This is a genomic window from Mycobacterium sp. pR1184 (assembly GCF_041287235.1).
Lineage (GTDB): Bacteria > Actinomycetota > Actinomycetes > Mycobacteriales > Mycobacteriaceae > Mycobacterium.
This window is the reverse complement of sequence record NZ_JBGGKR010000017.1, coordinates 32,567-53,381: the sequence shown is the minus strand read 5'-3', so window position 1 is coordinate 53,381 and position 20,815 is coordinate 32,567. Positions and strand designations below refer to the sequence as shown.

20 protein-coding genes are annotated in these 20,815 nt (G+C 66.5%); 16 read left to right on the top strand and 4 right to left on the bottom strand.

Annotated features, from left to right (window positions below):
* Positions 1-6: 6 nt before the first annotated feature.
* Positions 7-711: a TetR/AcrR family transcriptional regulator gene (locus ACAG21_RS24910; protein WP_370498929.1), complete on the top strand. Its 705-nt coding sequence runs from the start codon at positions 7-9 to the stop codon at positions 709-711.
* Here the strand turns inward: ACAG21_RS24910 and ACAG21_RS24905 are convergent.
* Together ACAG21_RS24905 and ACAG21_RS24900 are read right to left on the bottom strand one after the other, a co-directional pair.
* The gene (locus ACAG21_RS24905) at positions 644-1,192 is read right to left on the bottom strand and encodes a hypothetical protein (protein ID WP_370498928.1); all 549 of its coding nucleotides are present in this window, start codon (positions 1,190-1,192) and stop codon (positions 644-646) included. The genes ACAG21_RS24910 and ACAG21_RS24905 overlap by 68 nt on opposite strands.
* Before the next feature lie 35 nt (positions 1,193-1,227).
* Entirely contained in the window at positions 1,228-1,809 is a 582-nt protein-coding gene (locus ACAG21_RS24900) for a VOC family protein (RefSeq protein ID WP_370498927.1), read from the bottom strand.
* Between the two features lie 103 nt (positions 1,810-1,912).
* On the opposite strand from ACAG21_RS24900, the gene ACAG21_RS24895 reads away from it, so the two are divergent.
* From ACAG21_RS24895 to ACAG21_RS24880, 4 genes are read left to right on the top strand one after another with little or no spacing between them, the layout of a single operon-like run.
* Positions 1,913-2,554, top strand: coding sequence for a TetR/AcrR family transcriptional regulator (locus ACAG21_RS24895; protein WP_370498999.1), 642 nt, complete (start codon positions 1,913-1,915; stop codon positions 2,552-2,554).
* 1 nt (position 2,555) lies between these two features.
* On the top strand, positions 2,556-3,689 hold the full coding sequence (locus ACAG21_RS24890; protein ID WP_370498926.1) for an alpha/beta hydrolase: 1,134 nt from the start codon (positions 2,556-2,558) through the stop codon (positions 3,687-3,689).
* The gene (locus tag ACAG21_RS24885) at positions 3,686-4,648 is read left to right on the top strand and encodes a 2-hydroxyacid dehydrogenase (RefSeq protein WP_370498998.1); all 963 of its coding nucleotides are present in this window, start codon (positions 3,686-3,688) and stop codon (positions 4,646-4,648) included. The genes ACAG21_RS24890 and ACAG21_RS24885 overlap by 4 nt, the downstream gene beginning before the upstream one ends.
* Positions 4,649-4,699: 51 nt before the next feature.
* On the top strand, positions 4,700-6,886 hold the full coding sequence (locus tag ACAG21_RS24880; RefSeq protein WP_370498925.1) for an acyl-CoA dehydrogenase: 2,187 nt from the start codon (positions 4,700-4,702) through the stop codon (positions 6,884-6,886).
* Positions 6,887-7,057: 171 nt separating this feature from the next.
* Here the strand turns inward: ACAG21_RS24880 and ACAG21_RS24875 are convergent, their stop codons facing one another.
* Complete coding sequence (locus ACAG21_RS24875; protein ID WP_370498924.1) at positions 7,058-7,438, bottom strand: hypothetical protein; 381 nt, start codon at positions 7,436-7,438, stop codon at positions 7,058-7,060.
* Positions 7,439-8,044: 606 nt separating this feature from the next.
* Here ACAG21_RS24875 and ACAG21_RS24870 point away from each other — a divergent pair.
* Positions 8,045-8,428 (top strand): ATPase, encoded by a 384-nt coding sequence (locus ACAG21_RS24870; RefSeq protein ID WP_370498923.1) that lies wholly within the window; start codon positions 8,045-8,047, stop codon positions 8,426-8,428.
* An 18-nt stretch (positions 8,429-8,446) separates the two neighbouring features.
* Here ACAG21_RS24870 and fadD2 read toward each other — a convergent pair whose 3' ends face one another.
* On the bottom strand, positions 8,447-10,126 hold the full coding sequence (gene fadD2 / locus ACAG21_RS24865) for a long-chain-fatty-acid--CoA ligase FadD2 (protein ID WP_370498922.1): 1,680 nt from the start codon (positions 10,124-10,126) through the stop codon (positions 8,447-8,449).
* A gap of 58 nt (positions 10,127-10,184) precedes the next feature.
* On the opposite strand from fadD2, the gene ACAG21_RS24860 reads away from it, so the two are divergent.
* The 10 genes from ACAG21_RS24860 (at position 10,185) to ACAG21_RS24815 (ending at position 20,799) form a co-directional block, all read left to right on the top strand.
* Complete coding sequence (locus ACAG21_RS24860) at positions 10,185-11,477, top strand: DNA polymerase domain-containing protein (RefSeq protein ID WP_370498921.1); 1,293 nt, start codon at positions 10,185-10,187, stop codon at positions 11,475-11,477.
* Positions 11,464-12,048, top strand: a complete 585-nt coding sequence (locus ACAG21_RS24855; protein WP_370498920.1) for a TetR family transcriptional regulator — start codon at positions 11,464-11,466, stop codon at positions 12,046-12,048. Before ACAG21_RS24860 ends, ACAG21_RS24855 begins: the two co-directional genes overlap by 14 nt.
* Positions 12,049-12,104: 56 nt before the next feature.
* A complete protein-coding gene (locus ACAG21_RS24850) occupies positions 12,105-13,103 on the top strand; it encodes an ABC transporter substrate-binding protein (protein WP_370498919.1) in 999 nt (332 codons plus the stop codon).
* A gap of 99 nt (positions 13,104-13,202) precedes the next feature.
* Positions 13,203-13,865: an allophanate hydrolase subunit 1 gene (locus ACAG21_RS24845; RefSeq protein WP_370498918.1), complete on the top strand. Its 663-nt coding sequence runs from the start codon at positions 13,203-13,205 to the stop codon at positions 13,863-13,865.
* A 41-nt stretch (positions 13,866-13,906) separates the two neighbouring features.
* A complete protein-coding gene (locus tag ACAG21_RS24840; RefSeq protein WP_370498997.1) occupies positions 13,907-14,794 on the top strand; it encodes a 5-oxoprolinase/urea amidolyase family protein in 888 nt (295 codons plus the stop codon).
* Positions 14,795-14,847: 53 nt separating this feature from the next.
* The gene (locus ACAG21_RS24835; protein WP_370498917.1) at positions 14,848-15,393 is read left to right on the top strand and encodes a GNAT family N-acetyltransferase; all 546 of its coding nucleotides are present in this window, start codon (positions 14,848-14,850) and stop codon (positions 15,391-15,393) included.
* Between the two features lie 235 nt (positions 15,394-15,628).
* The gene (locus ACAG21_RS24830) at positions 15,629-17,038 is read left to right on the top strand and encodes a nitrate/nitrite transporter (protein WP_370498996.1); all 1,410 of its coding nucleotides are present in this window, start codon (positions 15,629-15,631) and stop codon (positions 17,036-17,038) included.
* 406 nt (positions 17,039-17,444) lie between these two features.
* Entirely contained in the window at positions 17,445-18,842 is a 1,398-nt protein-coding gene (locus ACAG21_RS24825) for a nitrate/nitrite transporter (protein WP_370498916.1), read from the top strand.
* Between the two features lie 77 nt (positions 18,843-18,919).
* Positions 18,920-20,065: a uroporphyrinogen-III synthase gene (locus ACAG21_RS24820; protein WP_370498915.1), complete on the top strand. Its 1,146-nt coding sequence runs from the start codon at positions 18,920-18,922 to the stop codon at positions 20,063-20,065.
* Complete coding sequence (locus tag ACAG21_RS24815; RefSeq protein WP_370498914.1) at positions 20,062-20,799, top strand: sirohydrochlorin chelatase; 738 nt, start codon at positions 20,062-20,064, stop codon at positions 20,797-20,799. Before ACAG21_RS24820 ends, ACAG21_RS24815 begins: the two co-directional genes overlap by 4 nt.
* The last annotated feature ends 16 nt before the right edge of the window (positions 20,800-20,815 follow it).

Sequence of the window (20,815 nt, the reverse complement as noted above, 5' to 3'; positions counted from 1 at the left end):
GTCAAGATGGTGCTCATGGACCAGACCCCCAGCGAGCGCCCTTACCGCGGCGTCGACGCCGCGCGCCGACTGGCGCAGCGACGGGGCCGGCTGTTGACCGCAGGCCTGGATCTGCTGGGCGCCGACCAGCAGGACGCCTCGGCGTTGACCGTTCGCGCGGTCTGCACCCGCGCCGGCCTAACCCCTCGCTACTTCTACGAAAGCTTCAGCGACAGAGACGGATTCGTCAGCGCGGTATTCGACTCGGTGATCGCCGACCTGGCCGCCACCACCCAGGCCGCGGTCGCGGCGGTGCCGATAGCCGAACAGTCCCGGGCCGGCATGGCCAACATCGTGCGGACCATCGCCGAGGATCCCCGGGTCGGACGGCTGCTGTTCAGCACCCAGCTCGCCGATGCCGTGATCGTGCGCAAACGCGCCGAATCCACCGCGCTGTTCGCGATGCTGCTGGGCCAGCATGGCGGCGACATGCTGCGGATTCCGGCCAACGACAGCATGAAGGCGGGCGCGCACTTCGCGGTGGGCGGCGTCGGGCAGATGATCAGCGCCTGGCTGGTCGGCGACGTGGTGCTGGAGCCCGATCAACTCGTCGATCAGCTGGCCGTGCTGCTCGACGAACTCGCCCGTCCGCGGCTGTACGGGGTCACGGAAACAACGGCAACTGCCACAGCCGCATCCCGGGATCCAGGAGCCACAGACGCAACATCGTGAGCCGCATGATGCGCTGGGCGCCGCGGATCATGAAAATTGCCAGCGGCACCTCGATGCCCAACGCGGTCACGACCGACAGCCAGATGTCTTCGGGCCCGGCGGTCATCAGGTCGAACCATGCGTCGCAGATCAGCAGCACGCCGGAAGTGAAGGCCGCGAACAGCAACACCTGGCGGCGGAAGTAACCGAAAACCGCTGTCGCCACCATGAATCCGACCAGCAGGATGTCGAAGCCCACCCAGGTCAGTACCCAGTTGTGCGCGACGTAACTATCGGGCAGCGTCAGCGCGAGGTAGGCCAGCCAGGGAATCATCGCGATCGAACCACCGATCATCAGGCCCAACCGCAGACGTCTTATCCGGGCGATCACCGCCGGGTCGATCACCTCCGACAGCGGTGCCTCCAGCCGCGTGATCAAGTCTCGCCGCTGCGCGGGTGTCAGCGCCGCGATCTGCTCGTCGGTCAAAACACCGTCCGTCATCATCGACTCCCCCCGGCTCGGCAACGGTTTGCCGATTAGGTTACGGCGTGCTCCCGGGGTCGCCGGTCGGCCGCCGTCTTGGGAACAGCCTGGGCATCGCTCGCGCCGAATTCTTTGACCCAGCAGGCGAACTCAAGCGTGATCCCATCAGGGTCCTGGAAGTAGAACGAGCGCACATAGACGCCGGGATGCAGCGTCGCCGAAACCTGCATCTCGCTCTCGTCGTGATTGAGTATCGGACCGACTCGTACGCCCTTGTCCTTGAGCCGCTGCCGGTAGGCGTCGAACTTCTCGGCCGGGACGTGAAAGGCGAGATGGTTCATCGTGCTGACCGCGCTGGTGATGTCGCCGATACCCGGAATCGCGCCGGGCGAGGAGACGCCCGGGACGCGGTCGGGTGCGTCGGCGAACCAGAAGAAGGCGACACAGTCGCCGTTGCCCGCATCGAAGAAGAAGTGCTGGCCGGCGCCACCCGGTAGATCGAGCGACTTGATCAGCGGCATGCCGAGGATGTTGCTGTAGAAGTCCACCGTGCGAGCCATGTCCGAACACACCAGCGCGACATGATTGATTCCGCCGAGTTCGAATTCGGCGTTGGGATTGTCGGGCTTGATCATGTTGCGGCTCCCGTCGATTGCCGGCGCGTTGGGCCTGGCCAATCAATAGAACTGAATCTAACATCAGATTCAGTTTCACTCCAGGAAGGAATAACGGGTGTCGATCGCGGCGGCAGCTGACGGCCGGGCCGGCCGGCCGGCCGAATTCCCGACGCACCGCGGTCGGCGAACACAGGCGGCGATCGACACGGCCGCACGAACGGTCATCGCGCGCAAGGGAATTCTGGCGACGACGATTGCCGATATCGCCGCGGAAGCCGGCCGCTCGCCGGCCTCCTTCTACAACTACTACGACTCCAAAGAGGCGATGGTCCGGCAGTGGGCGCTGCGCTTTCGTGACGAGGCCAACAAGCGCGCCCGCTCGGTCACCGGGCATGGCCTGTCCAACCGCGAACGCGCCCACGAGGCTGCCGCGGCGCACTGGCACACCTACCGCAACCGGCTGGCCGAGGTGATCAGTGTGTCCCAACTGGCGATGGTCAACGACGACTTCGCGCAGTACTGGGCCGAAATCTGTGGAATTCCAATCTCTTTCATCGCTGAAACAGTCCGTCGCGCGCAAACCCAAGGGTATTGCCCGGGCGATGATCCGCAGCTGATCGCCGAAGCGATCGTGGCGATGTTCAACCAGTTCTGCTACATCCAGCTCAGCCGATCCACCGACGCGGACCTCGACGACCAGGCCTGCATCCAAACCCTGGCGAACATCTACTACCGGGCGATCTACTCGACGGAAGGTCACTGAATTGACGCCTAACAGCGGCAGCGCAGGGGTTGTCCGCGAGTTCGTCGGCCTCCAGTCGCCCACCGCCGGGCGCGCCGGCGCGGGCGGGCACCCCTGTCAGGGGCTGTATCACCGCGGCGTAGGACGCAAGCCCAAGGTCGCCATGATCGCCACGCATTATCAGATCGACTTCTCCGAGCACTATCTCGCCGACTACATGGCGATTCGCGGTATCGGATTCCTCGGCTGGAACACCAGGTTCCGCGGCTTCGAGAACAACTTCCTGCTCGACCACGCGCTGGTCGACATCGGCGTGGGTGTGCGCTGGCTACGCGAGGTTCAGGGCGTGGATACCGTTGTACTGCTCGGCAATTCGGGAGGTGGATCGTTGATGTCCGCCTACCAGTCGCAGGCCGTCGAGCCGAATGTGACCCCGCTGCCCGGCATGCGGCCGGCGAGCGGGCTGACGGAGTTGCTGCCGGCCGACGGTTATGTCGCCACCGCGGCGCATCCCGGCCGCCCGGAGGTGCTGACCGCCTGGATGGATGCCGCCGTCGTCGACGAAAACGACCCCGTCGCCACCGACGCGGACCTCGACCTGTTCAACGAGGTCAACGGCCCGCCGTACCCCCCGGAGTTCATCGCCCGATACCGCTCGGCGCAGCTCGCGCGCAACCACGCCATCACCGACTGGGCCGAGACGGAACTCAAACGTGTTCGTGCAGCGGGCTTTTCGGATAGGCCGTTCTCGGTGATGCGAACCTGGGCCGATCCCCGCATGGTCGATCCCACGATCGAGCCCACCAAGCGTTTGCCTAACCTGTGCTACGCGGGCGTGCCGGCCAAGGCCAACCGATCGGCACAAGGCATCGCCGCGTCCTGCACGCTGCGGAGCTGGTTGGGCATGTGGAGCCTGCGGGTGGCGCAAACCCGGGCCGAGCCGCACCTGAGCCGCGTCGCCTGCCCAGCCCTGGTGATCAACGCCGAGGCAGACACCGGCGTGTTTCCGTCTGACGCCCAACGCATCTACGACGCGCTCGCGAGCACCGACAAGCTGCAGGTCTCGATCGACAGCGACCACTACTTCACCACCCCCGGCGCGCGCAGCGAGCAGGCGGATACCATCGCCAGGTGGATCAGCAAGCGGTGGCGCTGAGAGTTCTCGCCCACTTCGTTCCCGGTGACAAAGTCCTCGATTTCCTTGCAGCCGAAGCAGATTGGCTCGACATTCGCTGGTGTGCCGCCGACGACGACGCCGGCTTCTACCGCGAGCTGCCCGACGCCGACGTGATTTGGCATGTACTACGGCCGTTGTCAGGCGAAGACCTGAAACGCGGGGCGAAGCTGCGACTGGTGCACAAGCTCGGCGCCGGGGTGAACACCATCGACGTGGCGACCGCGACCGACCGCGGCATCGCGGTCGCCAACATGCCCGGGGCCAATGCGCCGTCGGTGGCCGAGGGAACCGTGCTGTTGATGCTCGCCGCCCTGCGCAGGCTGCCGGAGCTGGACCGCGCCACCCGGCAGGGGCGTGGCTGGCCGCTCGATCCGGGCCTGGGCGAGACGGTCCGCGACATCGGTGGCTGCACGGTCGGCCTGGTGGGCTACGGCAACATCGCCAAGCGGGTCGACGGCATCGTCAGTGCGATGGGTGCCGAGGTGCTGCACACCAGCACCCGCGACGACGGACATCCCGGCTGGCGCCCGTTGACCGACCTGCTGGCCGCCAGCGACATCGTCTCGCTGCACCTGCCTTTGACGCCCGACACCCAGCACCTGCTCAACCGGGATGTGATCGCCGTGATGAAGCCGAGCGCGGTGCTGGTCAACACGTCGCGCGGTGCCATCGTCGACGAGGACGCGCTGGCCGGCGCGCTGCGCGACAGACGACTGGCCGCCGCCGGCCTCGACGTCTTCGAGACCGAGCCGACCGCGCCCGACAATCCACTGTTCGGCCTGGACAACGTCGTGCTGACGCCGCACGTCACCTGGTACACGGTCGATACGATGCGGCGCTATCTGGTCGAGGCCGTCGCCAACTGCCGCCGGCTGCGCGACGGCGAGCCGTTGGCCCACCTGGTGACCCCTGTAGTCAACCAACCCACCGGTTATTAGATTGAAGAGTGCTTGGCCGAAACGAGCCCCGAACGCATGGGAAGGCGACCAATGCCGATCGCAATAAATTCCGAGCATCAAGACCTGGCCGATTCGGTGCGGTCCCTGGTGGCACGCGTCGCGCCGTCGGAGGTGCTGCACGCGGCCATGGAGACCCCCGTCGAGAACCCGCCGCCGTACTGGCAGGCGGCCGCCGAGCAAGGCCTGCAGGGCGTGCATCTCTCCGAGGCGGTCGGCGGGCAGGGCTTCGGCCTGCTCGAGCTGGCCATCGTGCTGGCCGAGTTCGGCTACGGCGCCGTGCCCGGGCCGTTCGTGCCGTCGGCGATCGCCAGTGCCCTGATCGCGTCGCACGACCCGGATGCCAAGGTGCTCGCCGAGCTGGCGTCCGGTGCGGCCATCGCCGCCTACGCGCTGGACTCCGGGCTGACCGCCACCCGCAAGGGCCCGGAGGACGAGGGGGTGCTGGTGATCCGCGGCGAGGTCCGCGCGGTTCCGGCCGCGGCCCAGGCGTCGGTGTTGGTGCTGCCGGTGGCGATCGACAGCGGCGACGAGTGGGTGGTGCTGCGCGCCGAGGAGCTCGAGATCGAGCCGGTGAAAAGCCTGGACCCGCTGCGGCCGATCGCCCATGTACGCGCCGACGCCGTCGAGGTCGGCGAGGATGCCCTGTTGAGCACCTTGACTATGACGACCGCCTACGCGCTGATGTCGACGCTGCTGTCGGCCGAGGCGATCGGCGTGGCCCGCTGGGCAACGGACACGGCGGCGCAGTACGCCAAGATCCGGGAGCAGTTCGGCCGGCCGATCGGCCAGTTCCAGGCCATCAAGCACAAGTGCGCCGAGATGATCGCCGACACCGAGCGGGCCACCGCGGCGGTGTGGGACGCGGCGCGCGCGATCGACGAAGCCTCGCCGGACGTCGAGTTCGCCGCCGCCGTGGCCGCGACCCTGGCGCCCGCGGCCGCCCAGCGCTGCACCCAGGACTGCATTCAGGTGCACGGCGGTATCGGCTTCACCTGGGAGCACGACACCAATGTGTACTACCGCCGCGCGCTGATGCTGGCCGCCTGCTTCGGTCGCAGCTCGGACTACCCGCAGAAGGTGGTCAACACCGCGACCACCACCGGCATGCGCCCGGTGGACATCGACCTGGATCCCGAGACCGAGAAGCTGCGCGAGGAGATCCGCGCCGAGGTCGCCGCGTTCAAGGCGATGGATCGCCAGACGCGCACCGTGGCCCTCGCCGAGGGCGGCTGGGTGTTGCCGTATCTGCCGAAGCCGTGGGGCCGGGCGTCCAGCCCGATCGAGCAGGTCATCATCGCCCAGGAGTTCACCACCGGACGGGTCCGGCGGCCGCAGGTCGGCATCGCCGCGTGGATCATCCCGTCGATCGTCGCGTTCGGGACCGAGGAGCAGAAGCAACGCCTGCTGCCGCCGACGTTGCGCGGCGAGATGATCTGGTGCCAACTGTTCTCGGAGCCGGGCGCCGGATCGGACCTGGCCGGGCTGACCACCAAGGCAACCCGGACCGATGGCGGCTGGCGCATCACCGGCCAGAAGATCTGGACCACGGCCGCGCAGTACTCGCAGTGGGGTGCGTTGCTGGCCAGGACGGACCCGTCGGCACCCAAGCACAACGGCATCACCTACTTCCTGCTGGATATGCGCAGCGAAGGTGTGACGGTCAAGCCGTTGCGCGAGCTGACCGGGAACGCGATGTTCAACACCGTCTACATCGACGACGTGTTCGTTCCGGACGAGTGCGTGCTGGGCGAGGTCAACCGCGGTTGGGAGGTCAGCCGCAACACGCTGACCGCGGAGCGGGTGTCGATCGGCAGCAGCGACGCGAATTTCCTGGCCACCCTGCCCCAGTTCGTCGAGTTCGTCCGCGACGGCCAATTCGATCAGGTCGCCCAGCACCGGGCCGGGCAGTTGATCGCCGAAGGGCATGCGGCCAAGGTGCTGAACCTGCGCTCGACGCTGCTGACGCTGGCCGGCGGTGACGCGATGCCCTCCGCCGCGATCTCCAAGCTGTTGTCGATGCGCACCGGTCAGGGCTACGCCGAATTCGCGGTGTCCTCGTTCGGTACCGACGGTGCGATCGGCGACCCCGACGAGCTGGCGGGCAAGTGGGGCGAGTACCTGTTGGCTAGCCGGGCGACCACGATCTACGGCGGCACCTCGGAGGTGCAGCTCAACATCATCGCCGAGCGTCTGCTGGGCCTGCCGCGCGACCCGTAAAGAAAATCCATGCCGAACCGGGGCCGGTCCCGGTTCGGCATGGACGTCTATTGGTTTGGGGGCCACGCCGGTCTGAGGTCGTCAGACCGGCGTGGGTTCCCCCCTAGGTGCGGGTCGGCCTGCCTGTGTATCTGGCAGGACGAGGCTGGCCGGCCCCGCGATCGTGGCGGCTCACCACCAGGGGCGCCACCAGTTGCCCCAGCCCCAGCCAGGGTGTCCCCAACCATGACCCCAGCCGTGGCCCCAGCCACCGCCCCAGCCGCGGTCCCAGCCGCCGCCGCGGCCCCAACCACCGCCGTGGCCCCAGCCACCGTGCCCGCCGCCGGGACCCCAACCGTGGCCGCCGTGTCCGCCGCCCGGCCGCTCGGGAAGGATCCCGGGACTGAGCGGGGCGCCACCGTGCGGGCCGCCGATGTCAAAAGTCGTGGCAGGGGCGGGCGCGGGCGCGGCCTGCGCCGCGGGCATCCCGCCGAACAGCATCGCGCCGGCCACCGCGCCGGCGCCGACAGCGCCCGCGGCCGCGCCGCGGATCGATCGCAGTGAATACCTCATGGTGAGCTCCTTCCGAACCCTGTCCCCCGACATCTCGAAACGCTACGCATAAATTTCTGAGCAAACAATAGCAATGGCGCAGAATTGTGCTGTGAAATAGCTAACAATTTAATTGCAACAGCCGGTGCGGCAATTAACGCCATAATAACGCAAATCCGTATCTCATTTAATACTTATCTGCGCCATTCAGGAAAGCCGGCAATACTGAGATCAGTAGGCACTGACTCGGACCTATAAGCAGGTCAGATGGCATCTACTGATCTACTGACCTCCGGATATCCTACATTCAGGAGATCAGCAATTACTGTGAATTAATAGGCCCTAATCTACACGGCAAGGAGATTCGTCATGCAGATAGTGTTGTCCTAGCAGATAAACGCTAGATGGCGGTACTGATCGCGTTCTCTATTTCCAACAGCTACTCTTTTTAATTTTCGCTGGTAAGGACCGCCGCGCGCGTCCGGGCCTGCCGCGGTCCCCGGGCCTGCCGCCACACCCGGCTTCGCGCGACGGGACTTACGCTGGTGTCAGTGAGACAATCAGTAGGCAACGTGCACGGAAGCACTGATTTACTGATTGGCACCCACCGGAGGGACGGTCGCCCCAGTGAGCTTCAACCCCGGCCAGATCGGGCCCGGCGCCGCAGCGTTCCGAGCGCAGATGTCCGCCACGACACCCGCCGGAGACAGCGCACCAACTGAACGCCTCACCGGCTTCCGTCAGCCGCGTCCCCAACGAATGGTCGGCGATTCCGCGGAATCCCGGTCACGCTCCACGGGCGAAAGCCCCCGCATCCAACGGACGCGGCGCACCGTCGACCTCCCGGCCGCCACCCACCGAGCACTCGACATCTGGCAGCGAGAAGCCGCCGACCAATTGGGTGTCGCCCGGGTCACCGGCCAGGAGGTGCTCACCGCGCTCATCGACCAGCTGCTGGCCGATCCCAAACTCGCGGCCCAGATCGTCCGGGCCATCCAGGACCGACGCTAGCCCGTCCTGCCGGCGCGGCTAGTCGACCTGCATTTCGCGCAGTTCGCGCTTGAGAATCTTGCCGGTCGGGTTACGCGGCAATTCCTCGAGGAAGATCACCTCGCGCGGCACCTTGTAGCGGGCCAGGTGGTCGCGCACGTATCCCTTGATGGTGTCCTCGTCGACCTCGGCGCCTTCCTTCTTCACGACGAACGCGCGCAGCCGGTGGCCCCACTCCTTGTCCTCGACACCGATCGCGGTCGCCTCCACCACGGCGTCGTGTCCGCTGATCAGGTCCTCGACCTCCGCGGGGAACACGTTCTCGCCACCGGAGACGATCATTTCGTCGTCGCGGCCGCTGACATACAGCAGGCCGTATTCGTCGAAGTAGCCGACGTCGCCCGACGACATCAGGCCGTCGATGATCTGCTTGTGCCCGCCGCCGGTGTAGCCCTCGAAGGGGAAGGCGTTGCCGACGAAGATGCGTCCCACCTCGCCCTGCGGCAATTCGTTGCCGTTGTCGTCGAGGATCTTGACCTTCACGCCCTTGACGACCGGCCCGACCGTCGACGCGTTCTTCTCCAGGTCCTCGGGCCGCGCGATCGTGGCGAACGCAATCTCGGTGGAGCCGTACATGTTGTAGACCACCGGACCGATGTCCTTCAGTGCGCGGTTGGCCAGCTCCGCGCCCAACTGGGAGCCGGACACGAAGATGATCTTCAGGCTGGACAGGTCGGGCTTGGAGTCCATCTTCTCCAGCGTGTCCAGGATGCGGGACAACATGACCGGAACCACGACCATGGCCGTCACCTTGTGCTTCTCGATGTCCTCGAGCACCAGCGGCGGTTTGAATTTGCGCCGCAGTACCAGCGTCGAGCCCAGGAACATCGCGATGGTGGCGTGGAGGTAGCCGAGGGCGTGGAACATCGGCGCCGGCAGCGAGGTGACCTCGTTGGCCTTGAAAGGAACGTGCGACAGGATGCCCCCGACGGGAGCCAGGGTGGGCGGGGTGCTGCGGTTCGCGCCCTTGGGTGTCCCGGTCGTGCCGCTGGTCAGGATGATGATCGACGCGTGCTTGCTGGCCTTGGGGGCGGGCTCCTTGCTGCTGCGGGCGATCAGCTCTGCCAGGGTTTCGTCGGTGCTGCCGGAGGGCTCGTCGCTGTCCGGGTTGACACCGAGTGCGCGCAACTTGCCCAGTTCCGGCTCGGCCTTGCTGACGGCGTTGGTGTATTCGTCGTCGTAGATGATGACCTTGGCGCCTTCGCGCTCGGACACCTCTTTGATCTGCGGTCCGGAGAATTCGCTGTTGAGCAGGATGATGCGGGCACCGACCCGGGCCGCGCCGTAGTTGGCGATCATGAACCAGCGGTGGTTGCGCGCCAGGATGGCGACGCCGTCGCCGCCCTTGACGCCCTTTTCGATCAGGCCGTTGGCCACCGCGTGGGCGGCCTCGTCGAGCTCGCGATAGCTGAACTCGCCGTCCTCGTCGATGCACGCCGCGCGGTCGGGAGTCCGTCTGGCGTTGAGCGAGGGCAGCATGCCGAACTCGCCCCACTTGGCGATGTCGGTTGCCATCGCGGCGGTCTTCAGCGGCGACTCGAGCTTGAAGGCGCCGGCCTCGAAGATCTTGCGCACGTAATGCAGCTCCGCCGAACCGCGTTCGACGTACTGCTGGACCTTGGAAACGGCTTGCCCGGGCAGGCCAGGAAGGTTAGGCATAACCTCACCATATGTGACGCGGGTCGCAACGCGGCCAGAAAATTTTCCCGTAATTACGATGAACGCCATGACCGGTCCGGTGTCAATGGAGGTTGCCGGGCACCACGTCACGATCACCCACCCCGACAAGGTCGTGTTCGAAGCCCATGGACAGACCGGGCCCTACACCAAGCTCGACCTGGTCCGCTATTACCTGTCGGTCGCCGACGGCGCGTTGCGGGGTGTGGCCGGGCGGCCGATGATCCTGAAGCGCTTCGTCAAGGGAATCTCGGAAGAGGCGGTGTTCCAGAAGCGTGCGCCGACGAAGCGGCCGGATTGGGTCGACGTCGCCGAGCTCCATTACGCGCGGGGCACGTCGGCCGCCGAGGCCGTCATCCACGACGCCGCCGGGCTGGCGTGGGCGGTCAACTTGGGCTGTGTGGACCTCAACCCGCATCCGGTGCTCGCCACCGATCTCGATCATCCCGACGAGTTGCGCGTCGACCTGGACCCGATGCCCGGGGTCGACTGGCACGGCATCGTCGATGTGGCCCTGGTGGCCCGCGAGGTGCTGGAGGACTATGGCCTGGTCGGGTGGCCCAAGACGTCCGGGTCGCGCGGCTTTCACATTTACGCCCGGATCACGCCGCGCTGGGAGTTCCGTCAGGTCCGGCTGGCCGCCCAGACCGTGGCCCGTGAGGTGGAGCGGCGAGTGCCCGGCGCGGCCACCAGCCGCTGGTGGAAGGAAGAGCGCGAGGGCGTCTTCGTCGACTTCAACCAGAACGCCAAGGACCGTACCGTCGCGTCCGCCTATTCGGTGCGGGCCACTCCGGATGCCCGGGTGTCGACGCCGCTGCATTGGGACGAGGTCGCCGGCTGCCGGCCGGAGACGTTCACGATCGCCACCGTTCCCGACCGGTTCGCCCGGATCGGCGACCCATGGGTGGGGATGGACGACGCGGTGGGCGACCTGGACCGGCTGCTGATGCTGGCCGAGGAAATGGGCCCCCCGGAGCGGGCGCCGCGTGGGGCGGCGAAAAGTGCCGACGGCCGCCGCCGGTCCTCGATGCCACTGATCGAGATCGCCCGGACCAAGACCAAGGACGAGGCGATGGGCGCGCTGGATACCTGGCGCGGCCGTTATCCCGCCGTCGCCGAGCGGTTGGCGCCGGCCGATGTGCTGGTCGACGGCATGCGCGGGCCGAGTTCGATCTGGTACCGGATCCGGATCAACCTGCAGCACGTTCCGGTCGACCAGCGCCCGCCGCAGGAAGAGCTGATCGCCGATTACAGTCCCTGGGACGGATACACGCCGCCGGGTTCGCGGCCGGGCGCCGCGGGTGCGGGAGAATTACCCGATGCCCGCGACTGATCAGCCCCTGGGCCTGCGGGAGCGCAAGAAGCTCAAGACCCGCCAGGCCATCAGGCGCGAGGCGTTTCGCCTGATCGATGCGCAAGGCTATGCGGCCACCACCGTCGAACAGATCGCCGAGGCCGCCGACGTGTCACCCAGCACCTTCTTCCGCTACTTCGGGTCCAAGGAGTCGTTGCTGCTCGCCGACGACCTGGACCCGCTGATCTTCGCGGCGTTCGAGGCGCAGCCGCCCGAGCTGTCGCCCACCGAGGCGATCCGCCGGGCCTACACCGAAGTCATGGCCGCTCTGCCCGCTGAACAGCTGGATTTCGAGAACACCCGACAGCGACTGATCTTCTCGATACCCGAGCTCAAGGCCGCCATGTACGACGAGTACTACCGCACCGTCAACGTTGTGGCGGAGATGATCGGGCACCGAATCGGCCGTCCCACAGACGATTTCGAAGTCCGGGTGTTCGCCGGGGCACTGACCGGCGCGATGATGGCCGCCGCCGACAACGCGCCACCGACGGCCGCGACGATCTATCGGGCCCTGGACTTCGTCGACGCTGGCATGCCACTGCGGTGAGCGGCAAAACCGTGCGGCGATGCAGGTCAGCGTCGGCGACGCGATACTCTCACGCGATGCGACAGGGATGGAATCGGCGGGGGTTCTTGCAGCTCGCCGGTGCCGCCGCGGCCGCCGTGGCGGCGGGGACGGCGGCGGGCTGCTCGGACCCGAAACCGACGGCGAGCGCTCCCGGCAGCGAAGGCGTGACGATCACCCATCTTTTCGGTCAGACCGTCATCAAGACGCCGCCCAAGCGTGTGGTCAGCGCGGGCTACACCGAGCAAGACGACCTGCTCGCCCTCGGCGTCGTACCGATCGCGGTGACCAACTGGTTCGGTGACCAGCCGTTCGCGGTGTGGCCGTGGGCCCAGCCCAAGCTCGGCGGCGCACAACCGGTCGTGTTGAACCTGGACAACGGGATACCCGTCGACCAGATCTCCGGCCTGAAGCCCGATTTGATCGTCGCCATCAACGCCGGCTTGGATGCCGACACCTACAAGAAGCTGGCCGCGATCGCCCCGACCGTGGCACAGTCCGACGGCGACGCGTTCTTCGAGCCATGGAAGGACCAGGCCACCGCGGTCGGCCAAGCGGTGTTTCAGGCCGACCAGATGAAGGCGCTCATCGATAGCGTCGACAAGCAGTTCGTTGCCGTCGCCCAGAATCACCCGCAGTGGAAGACCAAGCGCGCCTTGCTGATGCAGGGCACCCTGTTCCGCGGCACCGTGGTCGCCACCGCGGCGGGTTGGCGAACCGACTTCCTCAACCAGATGGGTTTGGTCATCGCCGACAGCATCAAGCCTTTCGTCAGCGATCACCGCGCCGTCATCCCGCGCGACCAGATCAAGACGGTGCTCGATTCCGCCGACGTGGTGATCTGGACGACCGAGAGTTCCGACGAGCAGAAGGCACTGCTGGCCGACCCCGAGGTCGCCGGATCGCAGGCGACCGCGCAGAACCGCCATGTCTTCACCACCAAGGACCAGGCCGGCGCGATCGCCTTCGCCTCGCCGCTGAGCTACCCGATGGTCGCCGATCAGCTGCCCCCGATGATCGGCAAAGTGCTCGGCTAGTGCCGGCTCTTTGAGCATTCGCTAAGGCAGCTCTGGCAGTGCTCGAAAATCCCGCCCAGGCCTCTTGGCCTGCGCCGGGGCCGAAGTTACCGTTCAGTAATGAGCGTGACGGATCTCCCCGCGGACGTGTCGACCGGGCTGGTCGGCAACGTCGTCCTGGACTACGGCGACCAGGCGCTGTTGGTGCAATGTGGCAGCACCGCAGAGGTATTGGCATGGGCGGACACGTTGCGTGCGGCGGCATTGCCCGGTGTGCTCGACATCGTTCCCGCCGCGCGCACGGTGCTGGTCAAACTCGACGGCCCGCGATACCAGGGCGTCATCCGCCAGCGACTGCGGAAACTACGGATCACCGCGGACACGGTCGCCCCGGCCGAGCGCACCGCCGACGTGGTGATCGACGTCGTCTACGACGGTCCGGACCTCGCCGAGGCCGCCAGCCACACCGGGCTGACGACCGCACAGGTCATCGACGCTCACACCGCCACGCTGTGGCGCGTCGGATTCAGTGGATTCGCACCGGGTTTCGCGTACCTCGTCGACGGTGACCCACGGCTGCGGGTGCCGCGCCGCGCTGAGCCGCGCACCTCGGTGCCGGCTGGCTCCGTCGCACTCGCGGGTGAGTTCAGCGCCATCTATCCGCGCCAATCCCCCGGCGGCTGGCAACTCATCGGTCGCACCGACGCGGTCCTGTGGGACCAGATGCGGTCCGATCCGGCGTTGCTGGCGCAGGGCATGTGGATTCAGTTCCGGGCCGTGTGATCAAGGAGCATGCCGTGACAAAGCCCCATGCCAAGCCGGATATCCAGCTGGAAATCCTGCGCACCGGACCACTCGCCGTCCTCCAAGACCTCGGGCGGATCGGGCAGGCCCACCTCGGCGTCGGCCGGTCCGGTGCCGCCGACCGCCGCTCGCACAAACTCGCCAACAGGCTGGTCGCCAACCCCGACGATCGCGCCACCGTCGAAGTCACCTTCGGCGGATTCGCCGCCCGGGTGCACGGCGGCGACGTCGACATCGCGGTGACCGGCGCCGACACCGACCCGGCGGTAAACGGAATCAAGTTCGGTACCAACAGCATTCAGCACGTCCGCGACGGCCAAGTGATTTCACTGGGCACCCCGCGAGCCGGCCTGCGGACGTATCTGGCAGTGCGCGGCGGCATTTCGGTGCAGCCGGTGCTGGGCTCGCGCAGCTACGACGTGATGTCTGCGATCGGCCCGTCGCCTCTGTCCCCCGGAGACCGGCTACCCGTCGGCGCGCACACCGACCAGTATCCCGAACTCGACCAGGCTCCCGTCGCGGCCATCAGTGCCGACACCGTCGAGTTGCTGGTGATACCCGGACCGCGCGACGACTGGTTCGTCGATCCCGACGTGCTCGTCCATACCGACTGGGTGTCGTCCGATCGCAGCGACCGGGTCGGGATGCGGCTGGTCGGCCGCCCTCTGCAGTACCGCTTCCCCGACCGGCAGCTACCCAGCGAGGGTGCCACCCGCGGCGCGATCCAGGTGCCGCCCAACGGATTACCCGTGATCCTGGGCCCCGACCATCCGATCACCGGTGGCTACCCGGTGGTCGGCGTGGTGGTCGACGAGGACATCGACAAGGTCGCCCAGGTGCGTGCGGGCCAGCACGTGCGACTGCACTGGGCTCGGCCCCGGGTGCCGGTGGGCGCCCCGTCGTATTAGACATCGCGCGTTGTCCAGGTGCGGGCCCGGCGACAACGTTGTAGACAGGGAGTGTGCTCACCCAGGTCCACACCGCACGCCTGGTTCACACTGCCGATCTCGACAGCGACACACGGCAGCGCGTTCATCACATGATCGCCGATGCCTTCGCCGGTGACTTCACCGACGACGACTGGGAGCACACCCTGGGCGGCATGCACGCCCTGATCTGGCAGCACGGCGCGATCATCGCGCACGCCGCGGTAATCCAGCGGCGGTTGATCTACCGGGGCAACGCGCTGCGTTGCGGGTACGTCGAAGGAGTCGCGGTGCGGGAAGACCACCGCGGCCAAGGGCTGGTGCACGCGCTGCTGGACGGAGTCGAACAAGTGCTGCGCGGCGCCTATGAATTGGGAGCACTCAGTTCATCGGTGCGGGCCCGCGGCCTGTACGCGGCTCGCGGCTGGTCGCCGTGGACCGGACCGACGTCGGTGCTGGCGCCGAGCGGTCCGACGCGCACACCCGATGACGACGGAACGGTATTCGTCTTCCCGGTCACGGTCACGTTGGACAGCTCGGCGGAGCTGATGTGCGATTGGCGCGGCGGCGACGTTTGGTAGCGCGGATTGTTGGTACACGCGAAACTTCCCTCACCCCACCGCGATTCATCACACGGCGGTTAGCTAGACTGTGAGTTGTCGTCGCGCCTGGCGTCCTAATTGTGCCGCACGCCACATTGATTGACCGCCCTCACACCGCCTGACGTCGGCGGGTGAGCGGAAATTCACGCCCGGGTCATTGCGGGCAGCGCTCGGGCAACAATGGATTTCTAGCGTTATCGCCATGAAACTTTCGCTGGGCCGTTCGCATGTCCTTTCGAACTGGGACCCCGAAGACACCGTGGCCTGGGAGGCCGGCAACGACAAGATCGCCCGCCGCAACCTGATCTGGTCGGTGGCCGCCGAGCACATCGGCTTCTCGGTCTGGTCGATCTGGTCGGTGATGGTGCTGTTCATGCCGGCGTCGGTGTACGGCTTTTCCGCCGGGGACAAATTCCTGCTCGGCGCCACCGCCACCCTGGTCGGGGCGTGCCTGCGCTTCCCGTACACGTTCGCCACCGCGAAGTTCGGCGGGCGCAACTGGACGGTGTTCTCCGCGCTGGTGCTGTTGATCCCGACGGTCGGCACGATGGTGTTGCTGGCTCACCCCGGCCTGCCGCTGTGGCCGTACCTGGTGTGCGCGGCGCTGGCCGGCCTCGGCGGCGGCAATTTTGCGTCGTCGATGACCAACATCAACGCGTTCTACCCGCAGCGCCTGAAGGGCTGGGCGTTGGCGGTCAACGCCGGTGGCGGCAATCTCGGGGTGCCGGTGGTTCAGCTGGTCGGTCTGCTCGTGATCGCGGCCGCCGGAAACCGGCAGCCGTATTGGGTGTGCGCCATTTACCTTGTGCTGCTGGCGATCGCCGGTATCGGCGCCGCCCTGTACATGGACAACCTGCAGCATTACCGCATCGATACGTCCACCATGCGGGCGGTGCTGTCCGAGCCGCACAGTTGGGTGATCGCGCTCCTGTACATCGGCACCTTCGGCTCGTTCATCGGTTTCTCGTTCGCGTTCGGCCAGGTATTGCAGATGAACTTCGTCGCCAGCGGCGAGAACACCGCGCAGGCTTCCCTGCACGCCGCCCAAATCGCCTTCCTGGGGCCACTTTTGGGATCGGTGTCGAGGGTGTACGGCGGCAAGCTAGCCGACCGCATCGGCGGTGGCAGGGTCACGCTCGCCGTCTTCTGTTCGATGATCCTGGCCGGCGGGATACTGGTCAGCGCAAGCACTTTCGGTAGCCATGGCGCGGGCCACACGTCTGCCTCGACGATGGTCGGTTTCGTGATCGGCTTCGTCGCTCTGTTCATCCTGTCCGGCATCGGCAATGGGTCGGTGTACAAGATGATTCCGTCGATCTTCGAGGCGCGTAGTCACTCGATGCAGATGGGCGAGAACGAGCGCCGGCAGTGGTCACGTTCCATGTCCGGAGCCCTGATCGGCCTCGCCGGCGCGATCGGCGCCCTCGGCGGCGTCGGCGTCAACCTGGCATTGCGGCAGTCGTATCTGCACAGCGGCACCGCGACGTCGGCGTTCTGGGCGTTCACGTTGTGCTACGTGGCCGCCTCGATACTGACCTGGGCGGTGTACGTTCGCCGTCCGCTCGAGGTGATGGCGCCGGAGGCGGCTGAGGCCGCATCGGGGGCTCGGCTGGCCACCGTATAGGCGCGGTAAACCCGCCATACCGATTCGGTAGAGAATACGTTTAGCACGAAATGTATTCGACCTCACACCGAATTCCCCAGGCGCTCGGGCACAGTCGGGTACTGACAATCTTTGCGCGTGACCATTGGCAAAAAGCGGTCCTGAACTGCGACGACCGTCGACCTTCTGGTCCCCTCAGCGATCTACCAGATAACTAGGATTCAACTTACAGGCGATATTGGTCGGAATGAGTTGACGCAGTTCGGTTCCGAATGTGAGCATCAGAACTAGGCAGGGCATGCCTCTCAATTCGAGGCGCCCACAAGGGCATTGAAAGCCAGACTCACCGCAGCTCCTCCCGGATATGGGTTGAACTGTTTGACGCCCAGACGATTTCGACCACCCGTCCACGAAAGGTGCAGATCGCATGGGCCGCAACCACCACATCACGGACTGGAACCCGGAAAACGTCGCGGCCTGGGAGGGCGGCAATGACAGGATCGCCCGCCGCAATCTGCTGTGCACGATGGCGGGTGACCATGTGGCATTTTCGATCTGGACGCTTTGGTCGGTGATGGTGCTGTTCATGCCGATGTCGGTCTACGGCTTCCACGCGAGCGACAAGTTGCTCCTCGGTGCCGTGGCCACGCTGGTCGGCGGCTGCGCGCGCATCCCCTACACCTTGGGTATCGCCAAGTTCGGCGGCCGTAACTGGACCGTGTTCTCGGCGTTCGTGTTGCTGATCCCGACCGCCGGCACCATCGTCCTGCTTGCCAATCCCGGGCTGCCGCTGTGGCCGTATGTGCTGTGCGCGGCACTGACCGGCCTGGGCGGCGGCAACTACGCCGCATCGCTGGCCAATGTCAACGCCTTCTATCCGCAGCGGCTGAAGGGCACGGCACTGGCGATCAACGCCGGCGTCGGCAATCTCGGTGTCGCGGTGATCCAATTGGTCGGCCTGCTGGTGCTGGCGACCGCCGGGCATCAGGCGCCGTACTGGGTGTGCGCGGTCTATCTGGTGCTGCTCACCGTGGTCGGTATCGCCGCGGCGCTGTTCATGGACAACCTCGACCACGGCGTCGAGGTGAACGACATGCGCTTGATCCTGTTCGACCGCGACACCTGGGTGATCTCGCTGCTCTACATCTGCACCTTCGGCTCCTGGATCGGATTTTCCTTCGCCTTCGGCCAGGTGCTGCAGGTCAACTTCGGGGCCAATGGCGAAAGCCCCGCCCACGCATCCCTGCACGCGGCTCAGATCGCCTTTATCGGGCCGCTATTAGGCTCGCTGGCGCGAATTTACGGCGGCCGGCTGGCAGACCGCCGCGGCGGTAGCCGCGTCACCCTGGGCGTCCTTTTGGGCATGATCGCGGGCGCCGGCGTGCTGGTGGCTATCAGCACGGTCGAGGACCACAGCGGCCGGACGTCGTTCACCGCGGTGGTCGGCTACGTCATCGGGTTCATCGTTCTGTTCGTGCTGTCGGGGATGGGCAACGGGTCGGTGTTCAAAATGATCCCGTCAGTCTTCGAGGCCCGCAGCCGCTCGCTGGATGTCAGCGAGGCGGAACGCCGGCAGTGGTCGCGCGCCAAATCCGGATCGCTGATCGGCATCTGCTCGGCGGTCGGCGCGCTGGGCGGTGTCGGAATCAACTTGGCCCTGCGCGAGTCTTACCTGCGCAGCGGCACCGAGACGGCGGCGTATTGGGTGTTTCTGACTTCTTACATCGCGGCGGCGATAGTGACCTGGATGATGTACCTGCGCCGACCGGTATCTGCGCAGGATGCGCCGAATTCGGTGCTCACAACAGAGCCTGCCCGGGTGTGATGATCACCGCAACATGGGCAATGCGTCAGCAATCGTCAGGTAACGCCGCAGAAATGTCGCAGGCATACACAGGTCGTATGGACCAGCCCGAGTCCCCGCCGCTCACCGGTTACCGGATAGCGGTCACGTCTGCGCGCCGCTCTGAGGAGCTGTGCGCGCTGTTGGGCCGTCAGGGCGCCGAAGTCTCCAGCGCTGCCGCGATCAACATGATCGCGTTGCCCGAAGATGAAGAACTGCAGAGCAATACCGAAGCCGTGATCGCCAACCCTCCCGACATTCTGGTAGCCCATACCGGCATCGGGTTTCGCGGCTGGGTGGCCGCCGCCGAGGGTTGGGGACTGTCCAATCAACTCATCGCGTCGTTGTCCAAGGCGCGAGTGCTGGCGCGCGGGCCGAAGGCCACTGGGGCGCTGCGCGCGGCCGGACTGCACGAAGAGTGGTCGCCGAAATCCGAGTCCTCCCAAGAACTTCTGAAGTACTTGCTCGAATCCGGAGTGTCCGGCGCACGGATTGCGGTGCAACTCCACGGCGCCGCCGACGCCTGGGACCCGTTCCCGGAATTCGTCGGAGGATTGCGCGCCGCGGGTGCCGAAGTGGTGCCGATCCGGGTGTATCGGTGGAAGTCCACCGCGATGGGCGGCAACTTCGACCAACTGGTCACCGGAATCGCGAAACGCCAGTTCGATGCGGTCAGCTTCACGTCCGCGCCCGCCGCGGCCGCGGTTCTGGAGCGCAGCCGCGACTTGAATATCGAGGACCAGGTGATCGAGGCGTTGCGCACCGATGTGCACGCCATGTGCGTCGGCCCCGTGACGGCACAGCCGTTGCACCGCAAGGGTATTCCGACGACGGCGCCCGAACGGATGCGACTGGGAGCGCTGGCTCGCCACATCGCCGAAAAACTGCCGCAGCTCGGGTCGTGCAATGTGAAGGCCGCGGGTCACGCGATCGAGATCCGCGGAAACTGCGTACTGGTCGACGGTTTGGTCCAATCGCTATCCGGATCCGGTATGGCCGTACTGCGCGCGCTGGCGCAGCGCCCCGGCGACGTCGTGGCCCGCAATGATTTGTTGCGGGTCCTGCCCGGCAACAGCAACGACCCGCACGCCGTCGATACTGCCGTGCTGCGACTGCGAACCGCATTGGGCGACAAGAACATTGTCGCAACCGTCGTGAAGCGGGGCTACCGGCTGGCGATCGATGAACCGGTGGGAGCGCCATGAACCTGATACTTGCTGCGCACGGCACGCGCCGACCGGGCGGTGTCGCGATGATCGGCGACCTGGCGGCACAGGTGAGCCGGCAGCTCGGCCACCCGGTTCGGGTCGCCTTCGTCGATGTATTGGGACCCACACCCAGCGAGGTGCTTTCCGCGGTCGGCGGCCACCAGGCCGTCGTGGTACCGGCGTTCTTGTCCCGCGGCTACCACGTCCGCGCCGATGTGCCCGCCCATGTTGCGGCCAGCGGACATCCCAATGTCATCGTCACCCCGGCACTGGGCCCGGGCGGGGAGATCGCCCGGATCGTTGCCGACCAGCTGATGAAATCTGGCTGGCGCCCCGGTGATTCGGTGATCCTCGGGGCAGCGGGAACATCGGACCCCATCGCCCGTGCGGACCTGCACACCACCGCGACGCTGTTGTCCGCGCTGACCGGATCACGAGTCACGCTGGGATTTGCCGCAACCGGCGACCCGCAGATCATCGAGGCTGTCCAGCGGGTGCGGGCCGACGGTGCGCGCCGTGTCGCCATCGCCTCCTATCTGCTGGCCGACGGACTGTTCCAGGAAAAGCTGCGCAACTGCGGCGCCGATCTGGTCAGCCGGCCGCTGGGGACTCATCCGCGGCTGGCCCGCTTGATCGCGAACCGGTTCCGCCGGGCGGTACCGGTGGCCACCCGGCATCCGGTACGTCGTCACCGGCCGGGCGCGCCGACGCACGCGATGCTTGATCTTTGATCACCTGCGGGTGATC